Annotated in this window: 21 protein-coding genes; 14 read left to right on the forward strand and 7 right to left on the reverse strand. The window is 73.1% G+C overall.

Annotated features, from left to right (window positions below):
- The 14 genes from ACTWPW_RS37410 (at position 1) to ACTWPW_RS37475 (ending at position 13228) form a co-directional block, all read left to right on the forward strand.
- A complete protein-coding gene (locus ACTWPW_RS37410) occupies positions 1–834 on the forward strand; it encodes a helix-turn-helix transcriptional regulator (RefSeq protein ID WP_364123311.1) in 834 nt (277 codons plus the stop codon).
- Between the two features lie 99 nt (positions 835–933).
- Positions 934–2700: an L-aspartate oxidase gene (locus ACTWPW_RS37415; RefSeq protein ID WP_375108761.1), complete on the forward strand. Its 1767-nt coding sequence runs from the start codon at positions 934–936 to the stop codon at positions 2698–2700.
- 31 nt (positions 2701–2731) lie between these two features.
- Positions 2732–3550 (forward strand): universal stress protein, encoded by an 819-nt coding sequence (locus ACTWPW_RS37420; RefSeq protein ID WP_443171451.1) that lies wholly within the window; start codon positions 2732–2734, stop codon positions 3548–3550.
- 140 nt (positions 3551–3690) lie between these two features.
- The gene (locus tag ACTWPW_RS37425) at positions 3691–4449 is read left to right on the forward strand and encodes an SDR family oxidoreductase (protein WP_375108763.1); all 759 of its coding nucleotides are present in this window, start codon (positions 3691–3693) and stop codon (positions 4447–4449) included.
- A 34-nt stretch (positions 4450–4483) separates the two neighbouring features.
- On the forward strand, positions 4484–4903 hold the full coding sequence (locus ACTWPW_RS37430) for a cupin domain-containing protein (protein WP_375108764.1): 420 nt from the start codon (positions 4484–4486) through the stop codon (positions 4901–4903).
- Positions 4904–4973: 70 nt separating this feature from the next.
- Positions 4974–5765, forward strand: a complete 792-nt coding sequence (locus ACTWPW_RS37435; protein ID WP_443171452.1) for a class I SAM-dependent methyltransferase — start codon at positions 4974–4976, stop codon at positions 5763–5765.
- Positions 5762–5992, forward strand: a complete 231-nt coding sequence (locus ACTWPW_RS37440) for a hypothetical protein (protein ID WP_375108766.1) — start codon at positions 5762–5764, stop codon at positions 5990–5992. The genes ACTWPW_RS37435 and ACTWPW_RS37440 overlap by 4 nt, the downstream gene beginning before the upstream one ends.
- Positions 5976–7706 carry a ferritin-like domain-containing protein gene (locus tag ACTWPW_RS37445; protein ID WP_443171453.1) on the forward strand — a complete coding sequence of 577 codons (1731 nt, stop codon included), beginning with the start codon at positions 5976–5978 and terminating at the stop codon, positions 7704–7706. The genes ACTWPW_RS37440 and ACTWPW_RS37445 overlap by 17 nt, the downstream gene beginning before the upstream one ends.
- 94 nt (positions 7707–7800) lie before the next feature.
- Positions 7801–8763, forward strand: a complete 963-nt coding sequence (locus ACTWPW_RS37450; protein WP_443171454.1) for an alpha/beta hydrolase — start codon at positions 7801–7803, stop codon at positions 8761–8763.
- A complete protein-coding gene (locus ACTWPW_RS37455) occupies positions 8760–9485 on the forward strand; it encodes an alpha/beta fold hydrolase (RefSeq protein ID WP_443171455.1) in 726 nt (241 codons plus the stop codon). Before ACTWPW_RS37450 ends, ACTWPW_RS37455 begins: the two co-directional genes overlap by 4 nt.
- 72 nt (positions 9486–9557) lie before the next feature.
- Complete coding sequence (locus ACTWPW_RS37460; protein ID WP_375108770.1) at positions 9558–10499, forward strand: sigma-70 family RNA polymerase sigma factor; 942 nt, start codon at positions 9558–9560, stop codon at positions 10497–10499.
- A gap of 212 nt (positions 10500–10711) precedes the next feature.
- Positions 10712–11455, forward strand: coding sequence for a hypothetical protein (locus tag ACTWPW_RS37465; RefSeq protein WP_443171456.1), 744 nt, complete (start codon positions 10712–10714; stop codon positions 11453–11455).
- A 50-nt stretch (positions 11456–11505) separates the two neighbouring features.
- Positions 11506–11988, forward strand: a complete 483-nt coding sequence (locus ACTWPW_RS37470; protein WP_375108772.1) for an Ohr family peroxiredoxin — start codon at positions 11506–11508, stop codon at positions 11986–11988.
- A gap of 286 nt (positions 11989–12274) precedes the next feature.
- On the forward strand, positions 12275–13228 hold the full coding sequence (locus tag ACTWPW_RS37475; RefSeq protein WP_375108773.1) for a DUF3500 domain-containing protein: 954 nt from the start codon (positions 12275–12277) through the stop codon (positions 13226–13228).
- A 66-nt stretch (positions 13229–13294) separates the two neighbouring features.
- Here the strand turns inward: ACTWPW_RS37475 and ACTWPW_RS37480 are convergent, their stop codons facing one another.
- The 7 genes from ACTWPW_RS37480 to ACTWPW_RS37510 form a co-directional block, all read right to left on the reverse strand.
- On the reverse strand, positions 13295–14422 hold the full coding sequence (locus tag ACTWPW_RS37480) for a nucleotide disphospho-sugar-binding domain-containing protein (protein ID WP_443171457.1): 1128 nt from the start codon (positions 14420–14422) through the stop codon (positions 13295–13297).
- 6 nt (positions 14423–14428) lie between these two features.
- Entirely contained in the window at positions 14429–16096 is a 1668-nt protein-coding gene (locus tag ACTWPW_RS37485) for an FAD-dependent monooxygenase (RefSeq protein WP_443171458.1), read from the reverse strand.
- Positions 16097–16113: 17 nt separating this feature from the next.
- Complete coding sequence (locus ACTWPW_RS37490; protein ID WP_443171459.1) at positions 16114–17652, reverse strand: FAD-dependent monooxygenase; 1539 nt, start codon at positions 17650–17652, stop codon at positions 16114–16116.
- Between the two features lies 1 nt (position 17653).
- A complete protein-coding gene (gene glnT, locus ACTWPW_RS37495) occupies positions 17654–19006 on the reverse strand; it encodes a type III glutamate--ammonia ligase (protein WP_443171460.1) in 1353 nt (450 codons plus the stop codon).
- Between the two features lie 11 nt (positions 19007–19017).
- Entirely contained in the window at positions 19018–20886 is a 1869-nt protein-coding gene (gene asnB / locus ACTWPW_RS37500; protein WP_375108778.1) for an asparagine synthase (glutamine-hydrolyzing), read from the reverse strand.
- 18 nt (positions 20887–20904) lie between these two features.
- Entirely contained in the window at positions 20905–21510 is a 606-nt protein-coding gene (locus ACTWPW_RS37505) for a DUF1579 family protein (RefSeq protein ID WP_375108779.1), read from the reverse strand.
- A gap of 86 nt (positions 21511–21596) precedes the next feature.
- Positions 21597–23246, reverse strand: coding sequence for a glycosyltransferase 87 family protein (locus ACTWPW_RS37510; protein WP_443171461.1), 1650 nt, complete (start codon positions 23244–23246; stop codon positions 21597–21599).
- Between the last annotated feature and the right edge of the window lie 2 nt (positions 23247–23248).

A 23248-nucleotide genomic window follows, 5' to 3' on the forward strand; every position in this document is an offset into this window, starting at 1 on the left:
GTGGACCGGGCCCGACTCGCCGAGTTCCTGCGCAGCCGCCGGGAGGCGTTGCAACCGGAGGACGTGGGGTTGCCCCGTGGCGGGCGGCGGCGTACGGGCGGGCTGCGGCGCGAGGAGGTCGCCGTGCTGTCCGACATGTCGGTCGACTACTACAGCCGGCTGGAGCAGCGGCGCGGGCCGCACCCGTCGGAGCAGATGCTCGCCTCCATCGCCGGTGGGCTGCGCCTGTCGCTGGAGGAACGCGATCACCTGTTCCGCCTGGCGGGATACGCCACCCCGCAGCGGACCCTGCGGGCCGACCACATCAACCCCGGCATGATGCGCATCTTCGACGGCCTCGAGGACGCCGCCGCCCAGGTCGTGAACTACCTCGGCGAGACGCTGAAGCAGACCCGGCTGTCGAAGGCGCTGATCGGCGACGAGACCGTACGCACCGGGATGGCCCGCAACCCGCACTACCGGTGGTTCACCGATCCCGGCGCGCGGGCGATGCATCCTGAGGACGACCACCCGGCGCACAGCAGGCTGATGGCGGCGAACCTGCACGACCTCCACACCCGCGACCGCACGGACCCGCGCACGGCGGCGATCGTGAACGCGCTGCTGGCCGAGAGCGCCGAGTTCGCCGAGCTGTGGGGCGAGCACCCGGTCAGCCGCCTCTACTGCCCGCAGAAGCGCATCCGGCACCCGGAGCTCGGCCTGCTCGAACTGCACTGCCAGACGCTGGTCGACCCCGATCAGTCCCAGAGCCTCGTCGTCTACACCGCGCCGTCGGGCAGCGAGAGCTACGACAAGCTGCGCCTGCTGTCGGTCATCGGGGACCAGCGCCGCTAGCGGAAAAATTACCCGCGCACCGGTCCGGCCTGTCACAAATCCGGCTTCTGTCCTGTCGTCCTTCCGGGACACGTTCTTGTGACAGACCGGAGGGGCACCATGCAGTCGCGAGAAATACGGCCAGAGGGCCGGCCAGGACGGCGACCCGAGAGACAGGTCGCCACATCCGTCCTGGTCATCGGCACGGGAGGGGCCGGGCTGCGGGCCGCCATCGAGCTCGCCGAGCGCGGGGTCGGCGTCCTCGCGGTGGGCAAGCGGCCGAAGGCGGACGCGCACACCTCGCTCGCGGCGGGCGGCATCAACGCGGCGCTCGCCACGATGGACCCGGAGGACAGCTGGCAGCAGCACGCGGCCGACACCCTCAAGGAGAGCTATCTGCTCGCCAACCCGGAGACGGTGCGCATCGTCGCCGAGGGCGCGGCGCGGGGCATCGAGGATCTGGAGCGCTGGGGCATGCCGTTCGCCCGGGAGGAGGACGGGCGCATCTCGCAGCGGTTCTTCGGCGCCCACACCTACCGGCGCACCGCGTACGCCGGGGACTACACGGGGCTGGAGATCCAGCGCACGCTGATCAACCGGGCGGCGCAGCTCGACGTCCCCATTCTCGACACCGTGTACATCACGCGCCTCCTCGTCCGGGACAACGCGGTCTTCGGCGCGTACGGATTCGACCTGACCGACGGCACCCGCTACGTCATCCATGCCGACGCGGTGATCCTGGCCGCCGGCGGGCACACCCGGATCTGGCGGCGTACCTCCTCCCGCAGGGACGAGAACACCGGCGACTCCTTCCGCCTCGCCGTCCTCGCCGGCTGCCGCATCCGCGACCCCGAGCTGGTGCAGTTCCATCCCTCCGGGCTCATCTCGCCCGAGAACGCGGCCGGCACCCTCGTCTCCGAAGCGGCCCGGGGCGAGGGCGGGATCCTGCGCAACCAGCTCGGCGAGCGGTTCATGTCCCGGTACGACCCGGAGCGGATGGAGCTGTCGACGCGGGACCGCGTGGCGCTGGCCGCGTACACCGAGATCAAGGAGGGCCGGGGGACCCCGGACGGCGGCGTGTGGCTGGATGTGTCGCACCTGCCGCGGCAGACGATCATGACACGGCTGCCCCGCGTCTACCAGACACTCCTTGAGCTGCAGATGCTCGACATCACCAAGCAGCCGATCGAGATCGCGCCGACCGCGCACTACTCGATGGGCGGCGTCTGGGTGCGGCCCGAGGACCACGGCACGGGCGTCGACGGCCTGTACGCGATCGGCGAGGCGGCCAGCGGCCTGCACGGCGCCAACCGCCTCGGCGGCAACTCGCTCATCGAGCTGCTCGTCTTCGGCCGCATCGTCGGCCAGGCGGCGGCCGAGCACTCCGCGGGCCTGGAAGCCCAGCGCCGCTCGGCCGAGGCGCTCGACGCGGCGCGGGCGGAGGTGGACGAGCTCCTCGCCGCCGACGGCCCCGAGAACGTACGGGCGCTGCAGCGGGCCCTGCGCGACATCATGACGGAGCACGCCGGCGTGGTGCGCGACGAGAGCGGCCTGCTGAAGGGCCTCGCCGAGCTCGCCGCGGTGGAGGCGCGCATCGAGAACGTCGGCGTGCACCCGGACATCGCCGGCTTCCAGGACCTGGCGCACGCCTTCGACCTGAAGTCCGCGGCGCTCGCCGCCCGCGCGACGATCGAGACCGCTCGTGAGCGGCGCGAGACCCGCGGTTGCCACAACCGCTCCGACCACCCCGAGCTCGACCCCGCGCTGCAGGTCAACTTCGTGTGGTCCGGCCCCGGATCGGTGGAGAAGGAAAGCATCCCGCCGATTCCGGCCGAGATCGCGGCGCTCATGCGCGAGGTCTCATCCGCCGGAAAGCTCGTCGAGTAACTCCCCCATAACCCGTGAAAGGACCACAAGGATGAGCTCTGTTGTCGTGGGCGTGGATGACTCCGAGGCGAGCCTGCGTGCCGTGGAGTGGGCCGCCGCCGAGGCGGAACGCCGCGGGCGGCCGCTGGAGATCGTGCACGCCTTCATCTGGCCCCTCCTGAAGGCGCCCCTGGGCCCGGCGCCGGGCGCGCCGCCCGAGGGCGGCCTCCGGCACGCAGCCGAACGCGTCGTGGCCACGGCGCTGGACCGGGCGCGCGCGGTCGCGCCCGGCATCGAGGTGACCACGGACATGCCGGAAGGCGATCCACTCAGCGCGCTGCTGCGCCGTTCCCACCAGGCAGGACTCCTGGTCGTGGGCAGCCGCGGGCTCGGCGAGGTCGGCGGGCTGCTGCTCAGCTCGGTCGGCGCCCGGCTCGGCGTCGTGGCCCACTGCCCCGTCGTCGTCGTACGCGAGCCCGCCACGCCCCGCGGCCCCGTCGTGGCCGGGATCGCCGGGCACGGCGAGAGCGAGGCGCTGCTCCCCTTCGCGTTCGCGCACGCCGCCCGGACGGGGAACGACCTGGTGCTGGCGCACGTCGGCCCGGACGGGTCGGCCGACCCGAGCCCCACGGTCCTGCCCGAGGAGACCCTGACCAAGTGGCAGGAGCTCTTCCCCTCGGTCACGACCGTCCAGAAGTCCCTCACCGGCCACCCGGGCAAGGCGCTGATGCACGCCGCGTCGGCGGCGTCCCTGCTCGTGGTCGGCTCGCACCACCGGCGCGAGCTCAGCGCGCTGGTGCACGGCTCGGTCAGCCAGGCCGTCCTGCACCACGCCACCTGCCCGGTCGCGATCGTCCAGGTCCATCGATAGGCCCGCGCCCGAGCATCGTCGATGGCTTGATCAGGCACCAAGAAAGATTTTCGCGGCAGCTGTCACAAGCCCGGCGGCTGCCCTGTCTTAGCTGACGACCGGAGGGCAAAGCTGTCCCCGGCGGACAGAAAGGATGTCCCATGAAGATCGTGGTTATCGGCGGCACCGGCCTGATCGGGTCGAAGCTGGTGACGAAGCTGGGCGAGCACGGTCACGAAGCGGTGGCCGCGTCGCCGAACACCGGTGTGAACACCCTCACCGGTGAAGGGCTGGCCGAGGTGCTGGAGGGCGCGCAAGTGGTGATCGACGTGTCGAACTCGCCGTCGTTCGAGCCCGCGGCGGTGATGGAGTTCTTCCAGACCTCCACGGGCAACCTGCTCGCCGCGGAGAAGGCGGCCGGTGTCGGGCACCACGTGGCGCTGTCGATCGTGGGCACGGAGCGGATGCCCGAGAACGGCTACTTCAGGGCGAAGATCGCCCAGGAGGGGCTCATCGAGAAGTCGTCGATCCCGTTCTCGCTGGTGCACGCCACCCAGTTCTACGAGTTCGTCCGGGCCATCGCCGATTCGGGGACGAAGGACGGCAAGGTGCACATGGCGCCGGTGCTCTTCCAGCCCATCGCGGGCGACGACGTCGCGCAGGCGGTCGGCCGGACCGCGGTGGGCGAGCCGCTGAACGGCAGGATCGAGATCGCCGGGCCCGACCAGTTCCGGATGGACGAGTTCTTCCGCCAGGCGCTGGCCGACCTGGGCGACCAGCGCGAGGTGGTCACCGATCCGCACGCGACCTACTTCGGCAGCGAGCTCACCGAGCGGTCGCTGGTGCCGCTGGGTGACGACGCGACCCTCGGCACGATCCACTACCGCGACTGGGCCGCCCGGAACACGACCGGCAAGTAGCCCTGATGCCCATAGTTCACGAGAGGTAGTTCCCATGTCTGACGCCCCGAAGCAGCGATCGACCGCGTGGCAGACGGCGCTGACCATGGTGCAGGAGGCCGAGCCGCCGTTCATCCCGGCGGGCGCGCACGCCATGACCGTGGTGATCGAGTACCCGCCCGGCGACCCCGGCACGCCGCCGCACCGGCACACCGGGCCCGCGTTCGGCTTCGTGCTGGAAGGCGAGATGCTGCTGGAGATCGAGGGCGAGCCGGAGCGGGTCGTCCGCGCCGGGGAGGCCTTCTGGGAGCCCGGCGGCGACGTCATCCACTACCAGGACGGCAACCACCGCGACGACGTCCCGCTGCGGTTCACCGTCACCATGCTGTGCGATCCCGACAAGCCGATGCTCACCCTGGTGGACGAGGAAGAGCTCGCCCAGCGCAAGGACCGCCGCGCCCCGCGCCCGTCCTGAGCACATTCGCACCATGAGGACACAGGCCGGCAGGCGGCACATGCGCCTCCGTCGAGACAGGAGTCGTGCAGTGACCGCTCTGGCGATGGTCGCCGAGTTCGACGATGTCGCCGGCTGGACCGCCGACGCCGTCGAGCAGCTCGGGCGGCGGCACGCCATACCGGCCACCTGCCGCGGCAGCGCGAGCCCGGCCGCGCTGGCCTGGCTGGCCGAGGCGTGCGAGCTGGCCTTGGGGATGCGGCTGCTGGACGTGGGCGCGGGCGCCGGCGGCCCGGCCGCCTGGGCCGCCGAGCGGTTCGGGGTCCAGCCGATCCTGGTGGAGCCGATGCCGGCCGCGGGCCGGGCCGCCTCCCGGCTGTTCGGGCTGCCGGTCCTCGCGGCGGACGGCCGGCGGATCCCGCTCCGTACGGGGTCGGTCGACGCCGCCTGGTGCCTGGGGGTGCTGTGCACCGTGCGGGACAAGGCCGCCGTACTCGGCGAGATCCACCGGGTGCTCAGGCCCGGCGCCTCGCTGGGGCTCCTGGTGGTCGTCGCACGGGGGCCGCAGCTCCTTCCGGTTCCGGAGGGCAACCACTTCCCCACCCGGCGGGAGCTGCTCTCGCTGCTCGCCGGCGCCGGGTTCGAGGTCGTCGAGCAGATCGACCCGCCCACCGGGGCGCCGCTGTCCTGGTCACGACGTGCCGAGCAGGTGGCCGCGGTGGTGGCGACCCGCCATCGGGCCGACCCCGCCTACGCGCTGGCCGCTCACCAGGGCGAGCGCTTCACCCGCCTGTTCGCCTCCGGCCAGATCGCCGTGCGGCTGATCCACGCGGTCAGCCGGCCTGCCGGACACCCATTCAAGCCACGCATGGAGGAAAGATGAGCATCCCTGACGGCGAGGACGAGGTTCTGTACGAGCTCAAGGCCGAGGTCGAGATCGAGCTGACCCTCGCCGAGGCGAGCCGTCCGGAGGAGGAGATGGAGCTGCCGGTCACCGAGTGGCTGTTCGACCCGACGGACGTCGAGCGCGAGGAGATCGGCCTGCGGGGTCTGCTCGACGCGGTCGAGGAGCTGGAGGAGCATTCCCGGCCCGGTGATCAGGGTGCGTGAAGCGCGCATCGACACGCTCGACAGCCTGCGCGAGCACCTGCAGTGGGCGATCGAGCTGGAGCACGCGACCCTGCCGCCGTACCTGTGCGCTCTGTACTCGCTGGACCCGGAGCGGAACCGGGCGGCCGTCGAGGTGGTGGGCAGCGTCTTCGCCGAGGAGATGCTGCACCTCACGCTGGCCGCGAACCTGCTCAACGCCGTCGGCGGCAGCCCCCGGCTGGACACGCCGCGCATGCTCCCGCCCCATCCCCGCCCCCTGCCCCACGGTGACCGCTCGCTGGAGCTGTCGCTGGTCCCCTTCGGCGCGGAGGCGCTGGAGCTGTTCCTGCGGATCGAGCAGCCGGCACCGCCCGGCGCCCCGGCGGAGGGCGACGAGTACGAGACGATCGGGCAGTTCTACGCCGCGATCGAGCAGGGACTGCTCCTGCTGTGCGACCGGCTCGGCGAGCAGGCGGTCTTCACCGGCGATCCGGCCCGCCAGGTCAGCGCGGCGCACTTCCGGCACACCGCCGGGCGGCTGGTCACCGTCGGCGACCTCAAGTCGGCTCTGGCGGCGCTGGAGGAGATCGTCGAGCAGGGCGAGGGCACCGCGCGGGGCGGGGTCTGGGACGGCGACCAGGACATCTTCCACCCCGAACGGGACGAGGTGGCCCACTACTACCGCTTCCAGGAGCTCAAGGCCGGCCGGCGCTACCGGCGCGGCGACACCCCGCAGACCGGGCCCACCGGCGAGGCGATCTCCGTGGACCCGGCCGGCGTGCATCCGATGCGGCGCAACCCGCGCCTGACCGATCATGCCCCGGGCAGCGCGATCCGCACCGCCCAGGAGGAGTTCAACCACACCTACTGCGCCGTCCTGCACCTGCTGGAGCGGGCGTTCAACGGCAGCCCGAGGCTGCTCAAGGTCGCCACCGGCACCATGTACGCGCTCAAGGCCCAGGCGCAGGCCCTGATGCGGATGCCCGACGGGGAGAGCACGACGGCCGGCCCCACCTTCGACTACGTCGAGCCCGAGCTGCGCCGGTGGAGCGTCGGCGACGGGCAGCGGATCGTCGTCCTGCGCGACGGCCCGTACGTCGTGTACGGCGGCGTCCCGCTCCGGCGCAAGCGCAAGATCGTCTCGGAGCCGGAGAAGAACGCGCTGACCTGGCAGACCGGCGAGCCGCTGGAGACCGAGGACACGTACGCGCTGTGCCGCTGCGGCCACTCGGGCGCCAAGCCGTTCTGCGACGGGACCCACGCCGTGATCGGGTTCGACGGCACGGAGAGCGAGGTCATGCGGCCGTACAAGGAGCTGCAGCACGTGCACGACGGGGTGGGCATCTCGGCCCAGCGGGTGGGCGAGCTGTGCGTCCACGCCGCCTTCTGCATCGGCCGCACCCGGCCGATCGCGGCGATGCTCGCCGACACCGGCGACAGTGACGTGCGCTCCGAGGTCATGGGCCGCATCGACCACTGCCCCTCCGGCTCCTACAGCTACGCCCTCGAACGCGGCGGCGACACGATCGAGGCCGACCTCCCGCGGGCCGTCTCGGTCCTGGAGGAGGAGGACGGGCTGGCCGGCGCGCTGTGGGTGACCGGCGGCGTCCCGGTCGTGCGCTCGGACGGCCGGCCGCTGGAGACCCGCAACCGGGTGACGCTGTGCCGCTGCGGCCACTCCGGCAACAAGCCGCTGTGCGACGGCACCCACCGCGAGATCGGCTTCCACGAGTAGGCCCCGGCCGCCAAGGCTCCATCGCCTCCCGCCGCCCGTACGGCGGCAGGCGAGACCTTGGCCTGCCCGATTCACCATGAGAAAGAGAGAGACCATGAGCAGTCCCGTTCTTGAGCCGGCGGCGCAGGCGTTCGCCGACGCGACCGCCAAGCCTCCGTTCGTGTACGAGCTGGGCACCGAAGGCGCCCGCAAGCTGCTGGACGACGTCCAGGCCGCACCGGTGGACATGCCGGAGGTGGACGAGAAGTGGATCACCGTGCCGGCCGAGGCCGGTGACGTGCGGGTGCGCATCGTCAAGCCGGCCGGCACGACCGCCACCCTTCCCGTGGTGCTGTACGTGCACGGCGGCGGCTGGGTGCTCGGCGGCACCAGCACCCACGACCGGCTGGTCCGCGAACTGGCCGTCGGCACGGGCGCCGCGCTGGTGTTCGTCGAGTACGACCGCTCCCCCGAGGCCCGCTACCCGGTGGCCATCGAACAGGCCTACGCCACCGCGCAGTGGATCACCCGGAACGGCGCCGAGGAAGGGCTGGACGCCACCCGGCTGGCCGTGGCCGGCGACTCGGTCGGCGGCAACATGACCGCCGCACTCACCCTCATGGCCAAGCAGCGCGGCGACGTGCACTTCATCCACCAGTCGCTGTACTACCCGGTCACCGACGCCGCCCAGGACACCCCCAGCTACCGCCAGTTCGCCCACGGCCCGCACCTGACCGCCCAGGCGATGGCCTGGTTCTGGGACGCCTACACCCCCGACCCCGCCCAGCGCGCCGAGATCACCGCCTCCCCGCTGCGCGCCACCCTGGAGGACCTGGCCGGCCTGCCGCCCGCGTTCGTCATCGTCGATGAGAACGACGTGCTGCGCGACGAGGGCGAGGCCTACGCCCGCAAGCTCACCCAGGCCGGCGTGCCCACCACCAGCGTCCGCTACAACGGCACCCTGCACGACTTCATGATGCTCAACCCGGTCCGCGAGACCCACGCCGCCCGCGCCGCCACCGCGCAGGCCATCACCGTCCTGACCCACGCCCTGCACCCCGGAAAGGCCCGCTCATGACCACCGCCCAGCAGCCCGTCGTCGTCCTGGTCCACGGCGCGTTCGCCGAATCGGCCAGCTGGAACCGCGTCCTCCAACGCCTGCACGAGCGGGGCCTGGACGCCGTCGCCGTGGCCAACCAGCTGCGCGGCCTCGACGGCGACGCCGCCTACGTCCGCAACGTCATCACCAGCCTCGACCGGCCGGTCGTGCTGGCCGGCCACTCCTACGGCGGCATGGTGATCACCCAGGCCGCCGCCGGCCTCCCGGCCGTGCACGCACTGGTCTACGTCGCCGCCTTCGCCCCCGATTCCGGCGAGAGCGCGCTGCTGCTGTCGGCCAAGTTCGACGGCAGCACCCTGGGCGCCGCGCTGGAGGCCTACCCGGTCAGCACCGGCGGCAACGAGTTCCGCATCGCCCGCGACAAGTTCCACCACCAGTTCTGCGCCGACCTCGACCCGCGCGAGGCCGCCCTGATGGCCGCCACCCAGCGACCGGTCACCGAGAAGGCCCTCACCGACGGCCTGACCGCGAGCGAACCCGCCTGGCGTACCACGCCGTCCTGGTTCGTGCACGGCGAGCAGGACCTCAACATCCCCGCCCAGGCCCTGCGCTTCATGGCCGACCGCGCCGGCTCCCGCGGCACCCGCGAGGTCGCCGGCGCCTCCCACGCGCTCGCCGCGTCCCAGCCCGACGCCGTCACCGCCGCCATCCTGGACGCGGTCGCCCATGTGAACGGCTGAGCGGAGTCACCCGCCGGCCGGCGGCCAGGGTCACCGGCCGGCCACGCATTCGAGTCGAAGGCGCGGTCGTACATGCAGGCAGAATCACCGGAACAGGCGGGCGCGCTCGACGAGGCGGCCACCGCCTTCGTCGAGCTGCGTCAGCGCCTGTTCGGCATCGCCTATCGGATACTCGGCAGCGCGTCCGAGGCCGAGGACATCCTGCAGGAAGTCTGGTTACGCTGGCAGGGCACCGACCGGGCGGTCGTCGACACCCCCTCGGCGTTCCTGGCCGCGATCACCACCCGGCTGTCCATCAACGCCGCCACCTCCGCCCGCGCGCGCCGCGAGACCTACATCGGTTCCTGGCTGCCGGAACCCGTGGACACCAGTGCCGACCCCGCGCTCGGCGCCGAACGTGGCGCAGCGCTCCAACTCGCCGTCCTGCTGCTGATGGAGCGGCTCAGCCCCGCCGAGCGGGCCGCGTACGTCCTGCGTGAGGCCTTCGCCTACCCCTACCGCCAGATCGCGGACGTCCTCCGGCTCACCCCGGCCAACGCCCGCCAGCTCGTCAGCCGCGCCCGCAAGCGGCTGGCCGCCGTCCGGCGCGAGCCGATCGGCAAGGGCGAGCACCGGCACCTCCTCCAGGCCTTCGTCGACGCCGCCCGGACGGGGAACATCGGCGCCCTGGAAGACCTCTTCGCCGCGGACATCGTCAGCTCCGCCGACGGCAACGGTCTCAGGGGGGCCGCCCGGTTCCCGCTGATGGGCGGCGAGCGGGTGGCGCACTTCGTAGCCGCGTTCGCGCCGAGGTTCTGGCCGGGCGCCGAGATGGAGTGGGTCGAGGTGAACGGGCTCGCCGGCGTGCTCGTCCCCGGCGGCCGCACCGGGGTCGCGCTGCTCACCATCGAGGCCTCGCCGCAGGGCATCCACCACCTCATGTGGATCGTCAGTCCCGACAAACTGCACGCCTTCGAGCAGTCACGCGCCCGGTCGGGCGGAGGCGTCACGACCGGGGGCGCCACCCGGTCCTAGCGGGGGTGTCACAACCAGCCGGGCTGTCCGGTCATAGCCGGATGTCACAACCCGACCGGCTGCCCGGTCTTTACTGTCACACCCGACAGAACAGAGGACATCGTGCGGACCACCCCGTTGGCCGGCCACCGCGCCGGCCCTGCCACGACCTGCGAACAGGAGAAGCCCCGCCGCGCGAAGGCGGACCCTCCCGGCTGCCAGGACGGTGGGACATGACCGGGGCGGGCGCCGAGTCGCTGGCGGAGATGCTCGACGAACGCCAGCACCTGCTCGAGATCGCCCTGTGGATGTTCGGCTCGGAGGTCACGGCCGACCGCATCGTCCAGGAGACCTATCGCCGCTGGTACGCCCTCGGCGACGAGGACCGCGCCGGCATCGCGGTGCCGCGCGCCTGGCTGACGCGGGTCGCCGGCAGCATCTGCCTGGAGCTGCTCGCCACCCCCGGCGGCGTGTGGCACCCCGTCCCGTCCGCCGCGCCCCCCGCCGCATCCCCTGCCGCATCCCCTGCCGCGTCCCCCGCCGGTGACCCGGTACGCCGGTTCGAGCCCGCCCCCGGTCTGGCCCAGCTCCAGGCCAGGTCCCGCCAGGCCATGCGGGCCGGACACGACCGTGTCGTACGCCGGTTCGCCGCGGCCTGCGACGCGGGTGACCAGGCCGGGCTGCGGGCGGTCCTGGCCAGGGACGTGCTCGTCGTGAGCGACGGTGGCGGCAAGCTGCGCGCCGCCGTGCATCCGACGTACGGCGCGGACGCGGTGGCCCGGTTCGTCACCGCCCTGCTGACCGGCCGGCCGGCCACCGAGGTGGCCGTCGGATCCGTGAACGGCCGGGCGGGCCTGGTGCTGCGCCGGGCGGGCCGGGCCGTGGCGGTGGTCAGCGTGAGCGTCGCCGGGGCCGAGGTCACCGCTGTCTGGATCGTCCTGAACCCCGACAAGTTGGAGCGCTGGCATCGCCCATGACTGACGTGCCCCCGTTACAGACCTCTCATTCGCCGCTGAAAGGCGTACCGGTGATCGACCTGAACCTGTCCACGGACCACGACCACGGCGGCTCCGCGTTCAAACCGCTCTACACCACGCGCGTCGCCGTGACCGGCGGCAGCGCCGCCCACGGCCGCGTCAGCGGCCGGGCCCGCTCCGCCGACGGCGCCCTCGACCTGGACTTGCGGATGCCCGCGGAGCTGGGCGGCGACGCCCCGGGGCCGAACCCCGAACAGCTCTTCGCCGCCGCGCACGCCGCCTGCTTCCACGGCGTGCTCAGCCTGCTGGCCCGCCGGAGCCTCCTCGACCCCGCGACGATCGCGGTGGAGGTGACCGTCGCCGTCGGCCGCGACCCCGACGGCGGCTACCAGCTCAGGGCCGACCTGGTGGTGAACTGGCCGGGAGTCGAACGCGACAAGGCCGCCCCGCTCCTCACCCAGGCGGCCACGCTGTGCCCCTACACCAAGATGACCCGCCAGGGCATCCCGATCACGATCATCTTCACCTCCTGAGAGGTGTTTCACGAGGCCCTGAAGGACCTGACCGGAGACCTCCCCCGCCACCCGGCCCGGCCCCGGCCACCTCTCCACCCCCTGGTCGGACCGGCCAGCACGGCACGGCGGGTGCAGCGGGGCGGGGCAGCGGGGCGGGGCGGGCCAGGCCGCGGGGGGTCGCGGGCGGGTCGGGGGTGGGGGCGTCGTGGAGGGCTGGGCGGGTGGATCGTGGTGGAACCGGTTGGTGGCAAAGGGCACCATGGAGGTTGTCATCCGATTTGCCCCCATTTTTGAGGAATCCTCCATGAGTGCACATGACGTCCAGGTGATGCGGCAGGCGGTGCTGAGGTTCCTCGGCTCGCTCGACACCGAGCGGCGGGCCGCGGCGACGGCGCCGTTCGGCTCGCCGGAGCGTACCGAGTGGTCCTACCTCCCCGGCCCCCGTCCGGGGCTGCCGCTGGTCGAGATGACCTCCGCCCAGCAGGACCTGGCGCTCGCCCTGCTCGACGCCGGCTGCGGCGTGGCCGGCGCGCGCACGGCGAGAGGCGTCATCGAGCTCGAGCGCGTCCGCCGCCGGCTGGTCACCGGGGTGGACGAGATCGACGGCGACCGCTACTGGTTCCGGGTGTTCGGCGAGCCGGGAGGGGCGGCCCCGTGGGCGTGGCGGGTCAACGGCCACCACCTCGCGGTGCACATCACGGTCGTGGGCGACTCGATCACGGTCACGCCGAGCTTCCTGGGCGCCGAGCCGGCCATGGTCCTGTCGGGACCGCATCGGGGTCTGCGGCTGCTCGCCGAGGAGGAGGAGATGGGCCGGGCCCTGCTCGCCGAGCTCTCGCCGTACCAGCGCTCGATCGCGATCACCGGCGAGGTGGCCCCTGACGACGTGCTCACCCGCAACGACCCCGTGGCCGAGCTCGACGGGATCCCCCGCGGGCTGTCCTACGCCGACATGTCGGCGCCGTCGAGGGACCTGCTCGAACGGCTGGTCCGCCGCTACTTCGACCGCGCCCCCGGCTGGTACGGCGAGACGTGCTGGCGCGAGGCGGTGGACGCCGGTCTCGACAAGGTGACGTTCGCGTGGGCGGGATCGGACCAGCGGGGGCAGGGCCACTACTACTGCGTCGTCGGCCCCACGTTCCTGCTGGAGTACGACAACACCCAGGACGACGCCAACCACATCCACTCCGTGTGGCGCGACCTGCGCCACGACTGGGGCGGGGACCTGCTCGCGCGCCACTACGCCGACCACCACTGACGGCCGGGCCGCGGCGGGCCGGATCCGGCGCCCGCCCGCCGCGCTCGAAGGTTCCCCAGGCAGGCGTCAGGCCAGCTTCTCCAGGACCGGTACGACGTCCGCCGGCGAGGGCAGCGCGGCCATCTCGGCCCGTACCTCCTCCGCCGCCCGGCCCATCCGCCGGTCGCCGGTCAGCCGGCGCAGCGCGTCGCGGGCCGTCTCCACCGAGACCTCGGACGGGTCCAGCACCGCGGCCAGGCCCCGCCGTTCCAGCAGCGGCGCGTGCAGGTACTGGTCGCCCCCGTGCGGCAGGACGAGCTGCGGGACGCCCGCCGCGCACGAGGTCAGCATGGTGGCCGCGCCGCCGTGGTGGACGATCCCGGAGCAGGTCGCGATCACGTCGGCGATCGGCAGCCAGGTGGCGGCGCGCACGTTGGCGGGCAGCTCGGGCAGGTCGGCGGGGTCCGCGCCGCCGAGGGCCAGGACCAGCTCGATGTCCAGGTCCTGTGCCGCGGCGACGAAGTCCTCCAGCACGCCGATCCCGGCCCACCGCGGCACCTCCGTGCCGAGGGTCACGCACACGCGCGGCCGTTCCGGCTTGTGGAACATCCACGGCGGGCGGGCGGCGTCGCCCCCGCTGTACGGGACGAACCGGATCGGCCGGTCGAGCTCGACGCCGGGGTCGAGCAGGCTGGCGGGCATGGGGTCGAGCACGACGGCGGGCTCGACGGGCCAGGAGCGGACCCCGTGGCGTTCGGCGGCGGGCCGGACCTCGGCGCGCACCGCGTCCCGGATCTCCACCGGGACGGGCAGGCCCAGATGGTAGCAGACGGCGGGCACGCCGCGGGCCGCCGCCACGATCGGGCCCGCGTACTCCAGCGACGAGTGCACCACGAGATCCGGCTCCCAGCCGTCCGCCAGGGCCACGAAGCGGTCGACCACCCGGTCGGTGAAGTCGCCGAACAGGCCGCCGAGGAAGCCGGTCAGCTCGAAGCCCGCCGCGGCGGCCCGCTGCTCGTGCTCGCCGAAGACGGCCATGATGTCGCCGTCGGGGTAGCCGTCCACGGCGGGCAGCCCGGCCTTGCCCATGGCGTGCAGCGAGTGGCCGCTGGTGCCGGCCACGACGTCGTGACCGGCGGAGCGCGCCGCCCAGATCAGCGGGACGAGGCTCAGCGAGTGGCCGAGCCCGGGTGACATGGTGAACAGGATCCTCATCTCAGCTCATCTCCTCGTGGAAGTGGCGCCGGTCGCGACGCGCCCGAGGACGCGCCCGAGGACACTGTCGAGGACGTCGGCGAGGATGCCCTCGCGGTCGCTCCCCGGCGGGGCGTCCCGCTCGGCGCGCCAGGCGATGAAGCCGTCGGGCCGGACGAGCACCGCGCCGCGGCTGCTCACGCCGTACGCCTTGGCCCAGGGTTCGTCGGTGATCAGGTGGGTGTCGAGGGGCAGGCCGCGGCGGCCGGCGGCACGGGCGGCGGCGTCGGCCCAGGGGGTGCCGTCCCCGCCCGCGAGCAGGGTGAGGTCCTTGCCGAGCAGGTCGAGCGTGGAGACGCCGGAGTCGAGCACGACGTGCGGCGCCCGCGTGCCCGGCCGCCCGGAGGGGGCGTTCACGTCGTCGTAGTCGCCGATGTCGTAGTCGCCGACGTCCTGGTCACCGTCGCGGGGCCACTGCTCGCCCGGCTCGGGCAGCACCGCGGCGGACCGGTAGCGGTAGCCCATCATCACCGTCAGGTCGTCGGCGATCGGCACCGCCGCCACGTCCCCGACGGCCGGGTTCTTGAACCGGTCGAGCGACCGCGCGACGGCCTGGTCCACGGTGAACCGGCCGACCGGCAGCCGCTCGGCCTCGTACGTGCGCAGCAGCCCCGGGCCCGCCCGGCCGGCCAGCACGTACGCGAGCTTCCAGGCCAGGTTGTGGGCGTCCTGCACCCCGGTGTTGGCCCCGAAACCGCCGGTGGGCGGGTGCACGCGGGCCGAATCCCCGGCGAGGAACACGCGCCCGGAGCCGAGGGACGCCGCGACCCTGGCCGCGAGCTCCCACGGCAGCCGGCCGAGAATCTCGACCTCAAGGTCGGGAACGCCGACCGCGGCCCGTACCAGGGCCACGCAGCGCTCCTCGGTGAACTCCTCCTGCTCCCCGCCGGGGAAGTACATGGCGTCGAGCTGCCAGCGCTCGCCGTCGGTGCCCAGCACGCCCATGACGTCCTCGTTCATCACCTGGCAGTGCATGAACGCCCGGCCGCGCAGCGCCTCGGTCAGGTCGGCCCGGAACAGGATGGCCATGTTGTGCACCATCGTCCCGATGCCTCCGGTGGGGATGCCGAGCGCCTGGCGTACCTGGCTGGCGTTGCCGTCGCAGCCGACGAGGTAGCCGGCGCGCACGGTCCGCCGGGCGCCCGTGCGGCGCTCCTCCAGCACGGCCGTGACCCCGTCGCCGTCCTGCTCGAAGGAGACCAGCCGGACGCCGAACCGCACGTCGGCGCCGAGTTCGACGGCGCGGGCGCGCAGCAGCGGCTCCAGCTTGTCCTGGGGGCACGGCGCCCAGCCCGTGGGGCTCACCGGGCTGGAGTCCTCGAAGACACCGTGCAGGTACGGCATCTCGAACCACTCGTGCTCCTCCCCCGCCAGGCTCTCGGCGCGCAGGATCCCGCTGGTGCGCTGCCTGCCCTCCAGCCGGCGCTGCGCCGCGCGGATCGCGGGCTCCAGGCCGACCGACCTGTAGAGCTCCATGGTGCGGGGGTTGACGCCCCAGGCCCGGGCGTAGATGGAGGTGTCCTCGTGCCGCTCCACCAGCAGCGGGGTGACGCCGTGCCAGGCGAGGAACACCGCCGTCGACAGGCCCACCAGGCTGCCGCCCGAGATCAGGACGGGAACGTGCTCGTCGTACATGATCGTCTCCCCGTAGGTCAGCTGAGAACGGTGCGGAGGTGCGCGTCGAGGGCGGCGGCGGCGTCGAGCGGGGCGTGGCCCGCGAGGTAGCCGTCGGGGCGCACCAGGCAGGCGATCGGCCGGCCGGCCGCGCCGTAGGCCTCGTGGATCAGGCCGGTCACGTCACGGAGGATCCCGCCGCCCCCGGTGGTCGCGTCGCGGAGGGCGTCGGCGTTGCGGGTGGTGACGACCTTGACGGCGAGGCCGGCGCGGGCGTAGCCGCTCAGCCGCCGCTCCGCGGCCGGGTCGAGGCCCCTGCCCGCGAGGACGAGGAGCGTCCACTCCGACCCGCTCAGCAGCCTGAACAGCCGCGTGACGTCCCCGTCGCGGGTCGCGACGGGCGCGTCGAACGCCCGCTGCCCGGCCGCCGGGCTCACGCCCGGGCAGGAGGGGCCGCTCAGCGCCCCCTCGGCGTAGTCCACGGGCGGCTCGGTGCGGACCAGCGGCCGGCCGCCCCTGCGCCGGTGCCCCTCCCGAAACATCGCCTCGGCGTCGGGTTCGAGGCTCCCCGTCAGCAGCCATCCCGTACGGGCCAGCTGCTCCCGGGCCACGGCCCGCCGCTCGGCCTCGTAGGTGTCGAGCAGCCGCGGCGAGGCCGTCCCGCCGATCACCGACGCCAGCTTCCACGCCAGGTTGGCGGCGTCCTGGATGCCGGTGTTCATCGACTGCACGGGCAGCGGGAACGTCCTGGCCGCCTCGCCCAGCAGCAGGCAGCGCCCGGCGCGGTAGGCCGCGGCCAGGACGCCGGCGGGCCGCACCCGCCAGGGCCGCCCGGGCTCGGACAGCGTCAGTCCGGTCCCGGCGATCTCGCGCAAGACGCCCTCGACGTCGCGGACGTCGCCCAGGTCGCCCGGCCGGCTCATGAACAGCCGGTGCCGGCCGCCGGGCAGCGGCACCAGGCCCGCGTGGGTGCGGGGGCCGTGGAAGATGTACTCGGTGTGCGGGTCCAGCGGGTACGGCGAGCCCACGGTGACGTCGAGCTGCAGCCAGGTCACGTCCGGGTAGGCGGTGACCTCGCACCCGATGCCGAGCGAGGCCCGGGCGGTGCTGCCCGCCCCGTCCGCGGCGATCACCCATCCGGCCCGGGTGCCGCCCGAGGACAGCCACGCGGTGACCCCCCGGTCGTCCTGGTCGAGGCTGAGCAGGTCCGTCCCCCACTCGACCTCGACCCCGAGCGCGCTCAGCCGCTCCAGGAGCAGCGTCACCGTGGTCTCCTGCGGCACCAGCAGCGGCGTCGGCCACGGGCCGTGCTCCTCGCGGATGTCGATGGCGATCGGCTCGGCGCCGAACGGCTGCCACACCTTCGTGGTGAACGCCACGCCGGCGGACAGGTAACGCGCCATCGGCAGGCCGAGGGCGTCCAGCACCTCCAGGGTGCGCGGCCAGACGTTGGGGCAGCCGGTGCCGCGCGCGGGACCCCGCGCGCGGTCCACGATTCGGCAGGCCACCCCCCGGCGGGCGAGCTCGACCGCGGCGGTCAGCCCCGCCGGTCCGGCACCGACGACCAGGACGTCCATGTCAGCAGGCCAGCAGGTAGCGGTGGAGCTCCCAGTCGGTGATCTGGGAGTGGTAGGCGGCGAACTCCTCCTGCTTGACCGCCGCGTAGTAGTCGCAGTATTCGCCGCCGGGGACCTTGCCGAGCGCGGCCCGCAGCACGGCGTCCTCGCCCAGCTCCGCCACGGCGTGCACGAGCGTCCGGGGAAGGGGTTTGCCCCTGCCCTGCCCGTCGTGCTCCAGGTTGTGCTGGTTCGGGGGGCCGGGGTCGAGCTGCCGGTCGATCCCGTCCAGCCCCGCGGCCAGCAGTCCCGCCAGCGCCAGGTAGGGGTTGGCGGCCCCGTCCACGCACCGGGCCTCGACCCGGCCGGGGGCGGGCACGCGCAGCATCTGCGTGCGGTTGTTGCCGCCGTACGTGGCGTACCCGGGGGCCCAGCTGGACCCGGACGCGGTGGCGGCCCCCGCGCCCAGCCGCTTGTAGGAGTTGACGGTCGGGCAGGTCAGCGCCATCAGGCCGGGCGCGTGCTCCAGCACGCCGGCCACGAACGACCGGCCGAGGCCGGACAGGCCGAGCCCGTGGGCGTCCTGCCCGGCGAACAGCTCCGCCCCGTCGTCGCCCCACAGGCTGAGGTGGAGGTGCAGGCCGTTGCCCGTCAGGTGGCCGAACGGCTTGGGCATGAACGTGGCGATCTTCCCCTCCCGCCGGGCCAGCATGTGCACCATGTACCGCAGGAAGATCACCCGGTCGGCGGTGGTGAGCGCGTCGGCGTAGCCGAAGTTGTGCTCGAACTGCCCGTTGGCGTCCTCGTGGTCGTTGGAGTAGTTCTCCCATCCCAGCCGGTTCATGGCCCGGCTGACGGCGGCCAGGTGCGCGAAGTTGCGCGAGGCGGCCCGCGCGTCGTAGCACGGGGAACCGGCGTCGTCGAGGGGGTCGGCGACCTTGAGCCGGCCCGCCTCGTCCCGCTCCAGCAGGAAGTATTCCGGCTCGGCCCCCGCCTTGAACACCATCCCCCTGGCGGCCAGCCGGTCCAGCTGCCGCTTGAGGATGACGCGCGGCGCGTACGGCCAGGGCTCCCCCTCGACCCGCAGGTCGCACTGGACCACGGCCAGGCCGTCCTGCCAGGGGGCCGGCATGTAGGAGCCGGGGTCGGGCATGGCCACGACGTCGGGATCGGCGGGCGACTGGCCCAGACCGTCGGCGGCGTGGCCGGCGAAGCCGATGCCCTCGCGCATCAGCAGGCCGGCGGTGCCGGCGGGGACGAGCTTGGCGCACGGCTTGCCGTACAGGTTGACGAACATCACGAGCAGGAACTCGACGCCGTCGCGGGCGATCGCGGCGGCCAGCTCCTCCGCGTCACGGGGCGGTGCATAGGTCATCGTGGGCTCCCCTACAGTGACAGGCGGACGTCGTAGTCGCGCAGCCAGGCGTTGAACTGCAGGACCATCTCCAGGTTGGAGCGCTGCACCCAGGCGCCCATGCCGGTGGCCAGCTCGTCGGGGTCGGCCAGCACCTCGCGCGCCGCCCGGGGGTCGTAGAAGCCGGCGGCGGGGGCTGCGGGGTCGGCCTCGAAGCGGGCGAACTCGGCGCACAGCGCCCGCGCGTACGCCGGGTCCTGCGTCACCGGGTACGGGCTCTTGCGCCGCTCCAGGATGGAGGCGGGCAGGAGGTCGGCCGAGGCGGCCCGCAGCAGGCTCTTCTCCCTGCCGTCGAAACTCTTCAGCGCCCACGGGGTGTTGAAGACGTACTCCACCAGGCGGTGGTCGCAGAACGGCACGCGGATCTCCAGCGCGCCCGCCATGGCCAGCCGGTCGGTGCGGTCGAACAGGACCGGCAGCCAGCGGGTGATGTGCAGGTGCAGCAGCTCGCGCATGCGCCGCTCGTGGCCCTCCTCGCCGGGCAGGTACGGCACGTCGGCCAGCGCCTCCTGATAGCGCTGGGCGGTGACGCCGGGGATGTCGAGCTTCTCCAGCAGGCCGGGTTCGAGCAGGCCGGCGCCGAGGCCCGGCCAGGTCGGGTCGACGAGCTGGCCGATGGCCACCCACGGGAAGGTGGGCGCGTAGACGAGCTGCGGCGCGTGCACCCAGTTGAAGCCGCCGAAGATCTCGTCGGCCGTCTCGCCGGAGAGCACCACCACGGTCTCGTCGCGGACCTGGCGGGCCAGCAGGTAGATGGAGGCGTCCCCGTCGCCCATGGGGGTGGGCAGGTCCTGCGCGCGCAGGGTGGCCCGCCGGGTGTCGGGGTGCATCATCTGCTCGGGGGTGAGCAGGATCTCCTGGTGGCGGGCGCCGATGTGCCGGGCCATCTCGCGGGCGTAGGGCGCGTCGGGGGTGTCGCGGACCTCGTCGGGCTCGAAGTTCTCGGTGTAGCCCTGGAAGGTGAGCGCGTACGTGGGCATCGACTCCACGCCCTGGCGGCGCAGCTCGCGGGCGGCGATGGCGGCGATCACGCTGGAGTCGAGGCCGCCGGACAGCAGCACGCCGAGCGGCACGTCGGAGACGAGCTGGCTGCGGACCGACTCCTCCAGCAGGCCGCGCACGGTGTCCACGGTCGCGGCCTGGCCGTCGGTGTGCGGCCGGGACTCCAGGCGCCAGTAGCACTCGTGGTGCGCGCCGCTCTCGCGCAGCACCATGACGTGGCCGGGCTCGACCTCCCGCATGCCCTTGTAGACCGACGCGCCGGGCGTCTTGGCCTGGACGAACAGCTCGCGCAGGCCGTCGAGGTCCACCTCGGGCGCCAGCCGGCCGGAGGCGAAGATCGCCTTGGGCTCGGAGCCGAACACGATGCCGCCGGGGACGCGCGCGTAGTGCAGCGGCTTGATCCCGAGGTGGTCGCGGACCAGGACGAGCTGCTCGCTGCGCAGGTCCCAGACGCCGAAGGCGAACATGCCGTTCAGGTGCTCGCCGCACCGGGTGCCCCACTGCAGGTAGGCACGCAGCGCCACCTCGGTGTCGCAGTTGGAGCGGAACCGGTGGCCGTGCGACTCCAGCTCGACCTTCAGCTCGCGGTAGTTGTAGATCTCCCCGTTGTAGGTGATCACCGCGATGGCCCGGCCGTCCTCCTCGGCGACCATGGGCTGGCCACCGCCGGGGATGTCGATGACGGCGTTGCGGGTGTGGCCGAGCACGGCGTGCCGGCCGACCCAGATCCCCCTCCCGTCGGGGCCCCGGCAGGCGATCGCGTCGGTCATGGCCTCCGCGAGACCGGACTCGCGGGAAAGGTCTCCATCAAAGTTCACCAAACCGGCGATTCCACACATATGAGCTTTCCTTCCTCTTCACCGGTGACAGTCGAGGTGCTGGAAGACGATCCACTTGCCGACCACGTAGCCCTGGCCGGAGATGCTGAAGGAGGCGTCACCCGTCTTCCTGATGACGTCCTTGTACGGCGCCTCGAACCCCGGCCCGAGGATGCGGCCCTCGAACAGCAGGCCGCCGTCGCGCCAGCCGGGCGCGTACTGCTCGGTGCGGTTGCCGATGCTGTCGAAGAAGAACCCGCTGTAGCGGTTGTGCGCGCTCTCGAAGCCCCACATCCAGGTGCCCGAGGCCGGTCGCGGGTTGTCCTTCGTCCGGATCTCCCGCAGGTCGAACATCAGCCAGCTGCCGTCGTGCCGGACCTCGACCCGCGCCGTGGCCTCGACCGGGAAGGACTTGCCCTCGGGCGAGGAGTTGCGCCCCGCGCACCGCCACGCGCCGGCGAAGAAGGCCATGCTCTTCAGCGCCTCCGCGGGCGCCGGCCCCTTCGGCGCGGCCGCCTGGGGCGGGCCGACGGTCACCCCCTGCCCCGCCCGGCCGCCTTCCGCCAGGACGAACCCCGCGGTGGCGATGAGCCCGGCGGCCGCGACCGACGTGACGATCGCCAGGCGGACCCGCTTCGCTGCCATCGAAACCTCCTTGAGCTGCGGCCTCCGCATCGTCGCAACCGTCTCTAGGGGCGGCATCGAGGCCGTCTGGAAGCCGCCCGCGGGGTTCACCGGGCGAGCTCGACCTCGGCCAGGCGGGGCGGGAACACCCATTTCTTGTAGGACCAGAACCGGAAGGCCGCGCCGAGGGCGACGCCGACCACGTTGGCGGCGATGTTCTTGGCCAGCAGGCCGTCGAGCTGCAGGACGTACACCGTGAAACCCAGGCAGAGCAGGGAGATGCCGGCCGCGACGCCGTTGAGCGCGGCGAAGCGCACGTACTCGCGGGCCAGGCCGCCACGCTCGCGGTGGCGGAACGTCCAGTGCCGGTTGCCGAAGTAGGCGAACGTGGTCGCCGCGACGACCGCGACCACCTTGGCGGTCAGGTGCCCCTGGTCCTCGCCCAGCACCATCCACAGCAGGTTGGTGCCGCCGACGTCGATCACGTACGCGACCGCCCCCACCGCCCCGAAGGCGGTCACCTCGTGCGCCAGCCGCGAGACCCGGCGCGACACCCGCGACGGTTCAGCGGTCTCCGGGACGCGGCGGGACCGGACGGCCCCGGCGAGGAGCAGGGAGAGCCCGCCGATGACGAACACGCTCCCGAGCAGGTGCCCGGCCACGCCCTCCGGATAGATCACCGGATAGGGGCTGGCCAGGTAGAACAGGCCGCCGGTGTACATCAGCGTGATGAAGGCGGTGAAGGCCCACATCCGCGCCGAGCGGGCCCGCCGCGCCGTCGTGTAGAGCAGCGCCAGCACGGGCACGATCCACGACCAGTGGTGATGCCAGCCGATGGGCGTGACCATCGGCGCGGTGATCCCCACGGCCAGCAGGCCCTCGACGGTGTGGCCGCCGCGGTGCAGCCGGAACGCCACCCACAGCCCGGCGGCCAGGACGACCGCCGACAGGACCAGCCCGAGGGTGCCCGCGTCGGGCGCGTGCAGCAGCCTGGCCACGACGCCGTGCAGCGACTGGTTGAACGTCACGTGCACCTCGCCGACGCGCGCCACCTCCCACAGCAGCCCGGTCCAGTACGTCCACGTGTCGGCGGGGAACAGCAGCGCGCCCGCGAGCACCGTCCCGGCGAACGTGATCGTCGCGGTGACGGCGGACCTGCGCTGCCCGGTCAGGAACAGGTGGACGATGAAGACGGCCGGCACGACCTTGATGCCCGCCGCCAGGCCGACCCCGACGCCGCGCCACGCGGCCCCCTCGGGCCGGATCAGGTCGGCCAGGACCAGCACCACCAGCAGCACGCTCACCTGGCCGAGCATCATCGTCTCGGCGACCGGGCTGAGGAAGAGCAGCAGCGGGGTCACCGCGAGCACCATGCGCAGGCGGCGCCGCTCGGGCCGGACGGCCCGGTGGACCAGCCACACCAGCGCCACCAGGCTGGCCACGGTGAGCACGTGCATGACCGCCCCGAACGCGGAGACGGGCAAGAACGACAGCGGCGTGAACAACAGGGCGGCGAACGGCGGGTAGGTGAACCACAGCACGATCTCCATCTGGTCGGCCGTGCCCTGCTCGGCCACCAGCGGCGTCCCGTACAACGACTGGCCGGACCTGGCCAGCTCGCCGCCGAAGTGGTAGACCCGCAGGTCGCCCAGCCACCAGGGCACCCCGCCGAGCAGGATCCACAGGACCGCGACGATGGCCCCCACCGTCAGGGCGACCAGGCCGGCCCGCATCAGCCGATGGGCTCTCTCGCTCATCG

It is taken from the genome of Nonomuraea sp. KM90 (assembly GCF_052246675.1).
Classification (GTDB): Bacteria; Actinomycetota; Actinomycetes; order Streptosporangiales; family Streptosporangiaceae; genus Nonomuraea.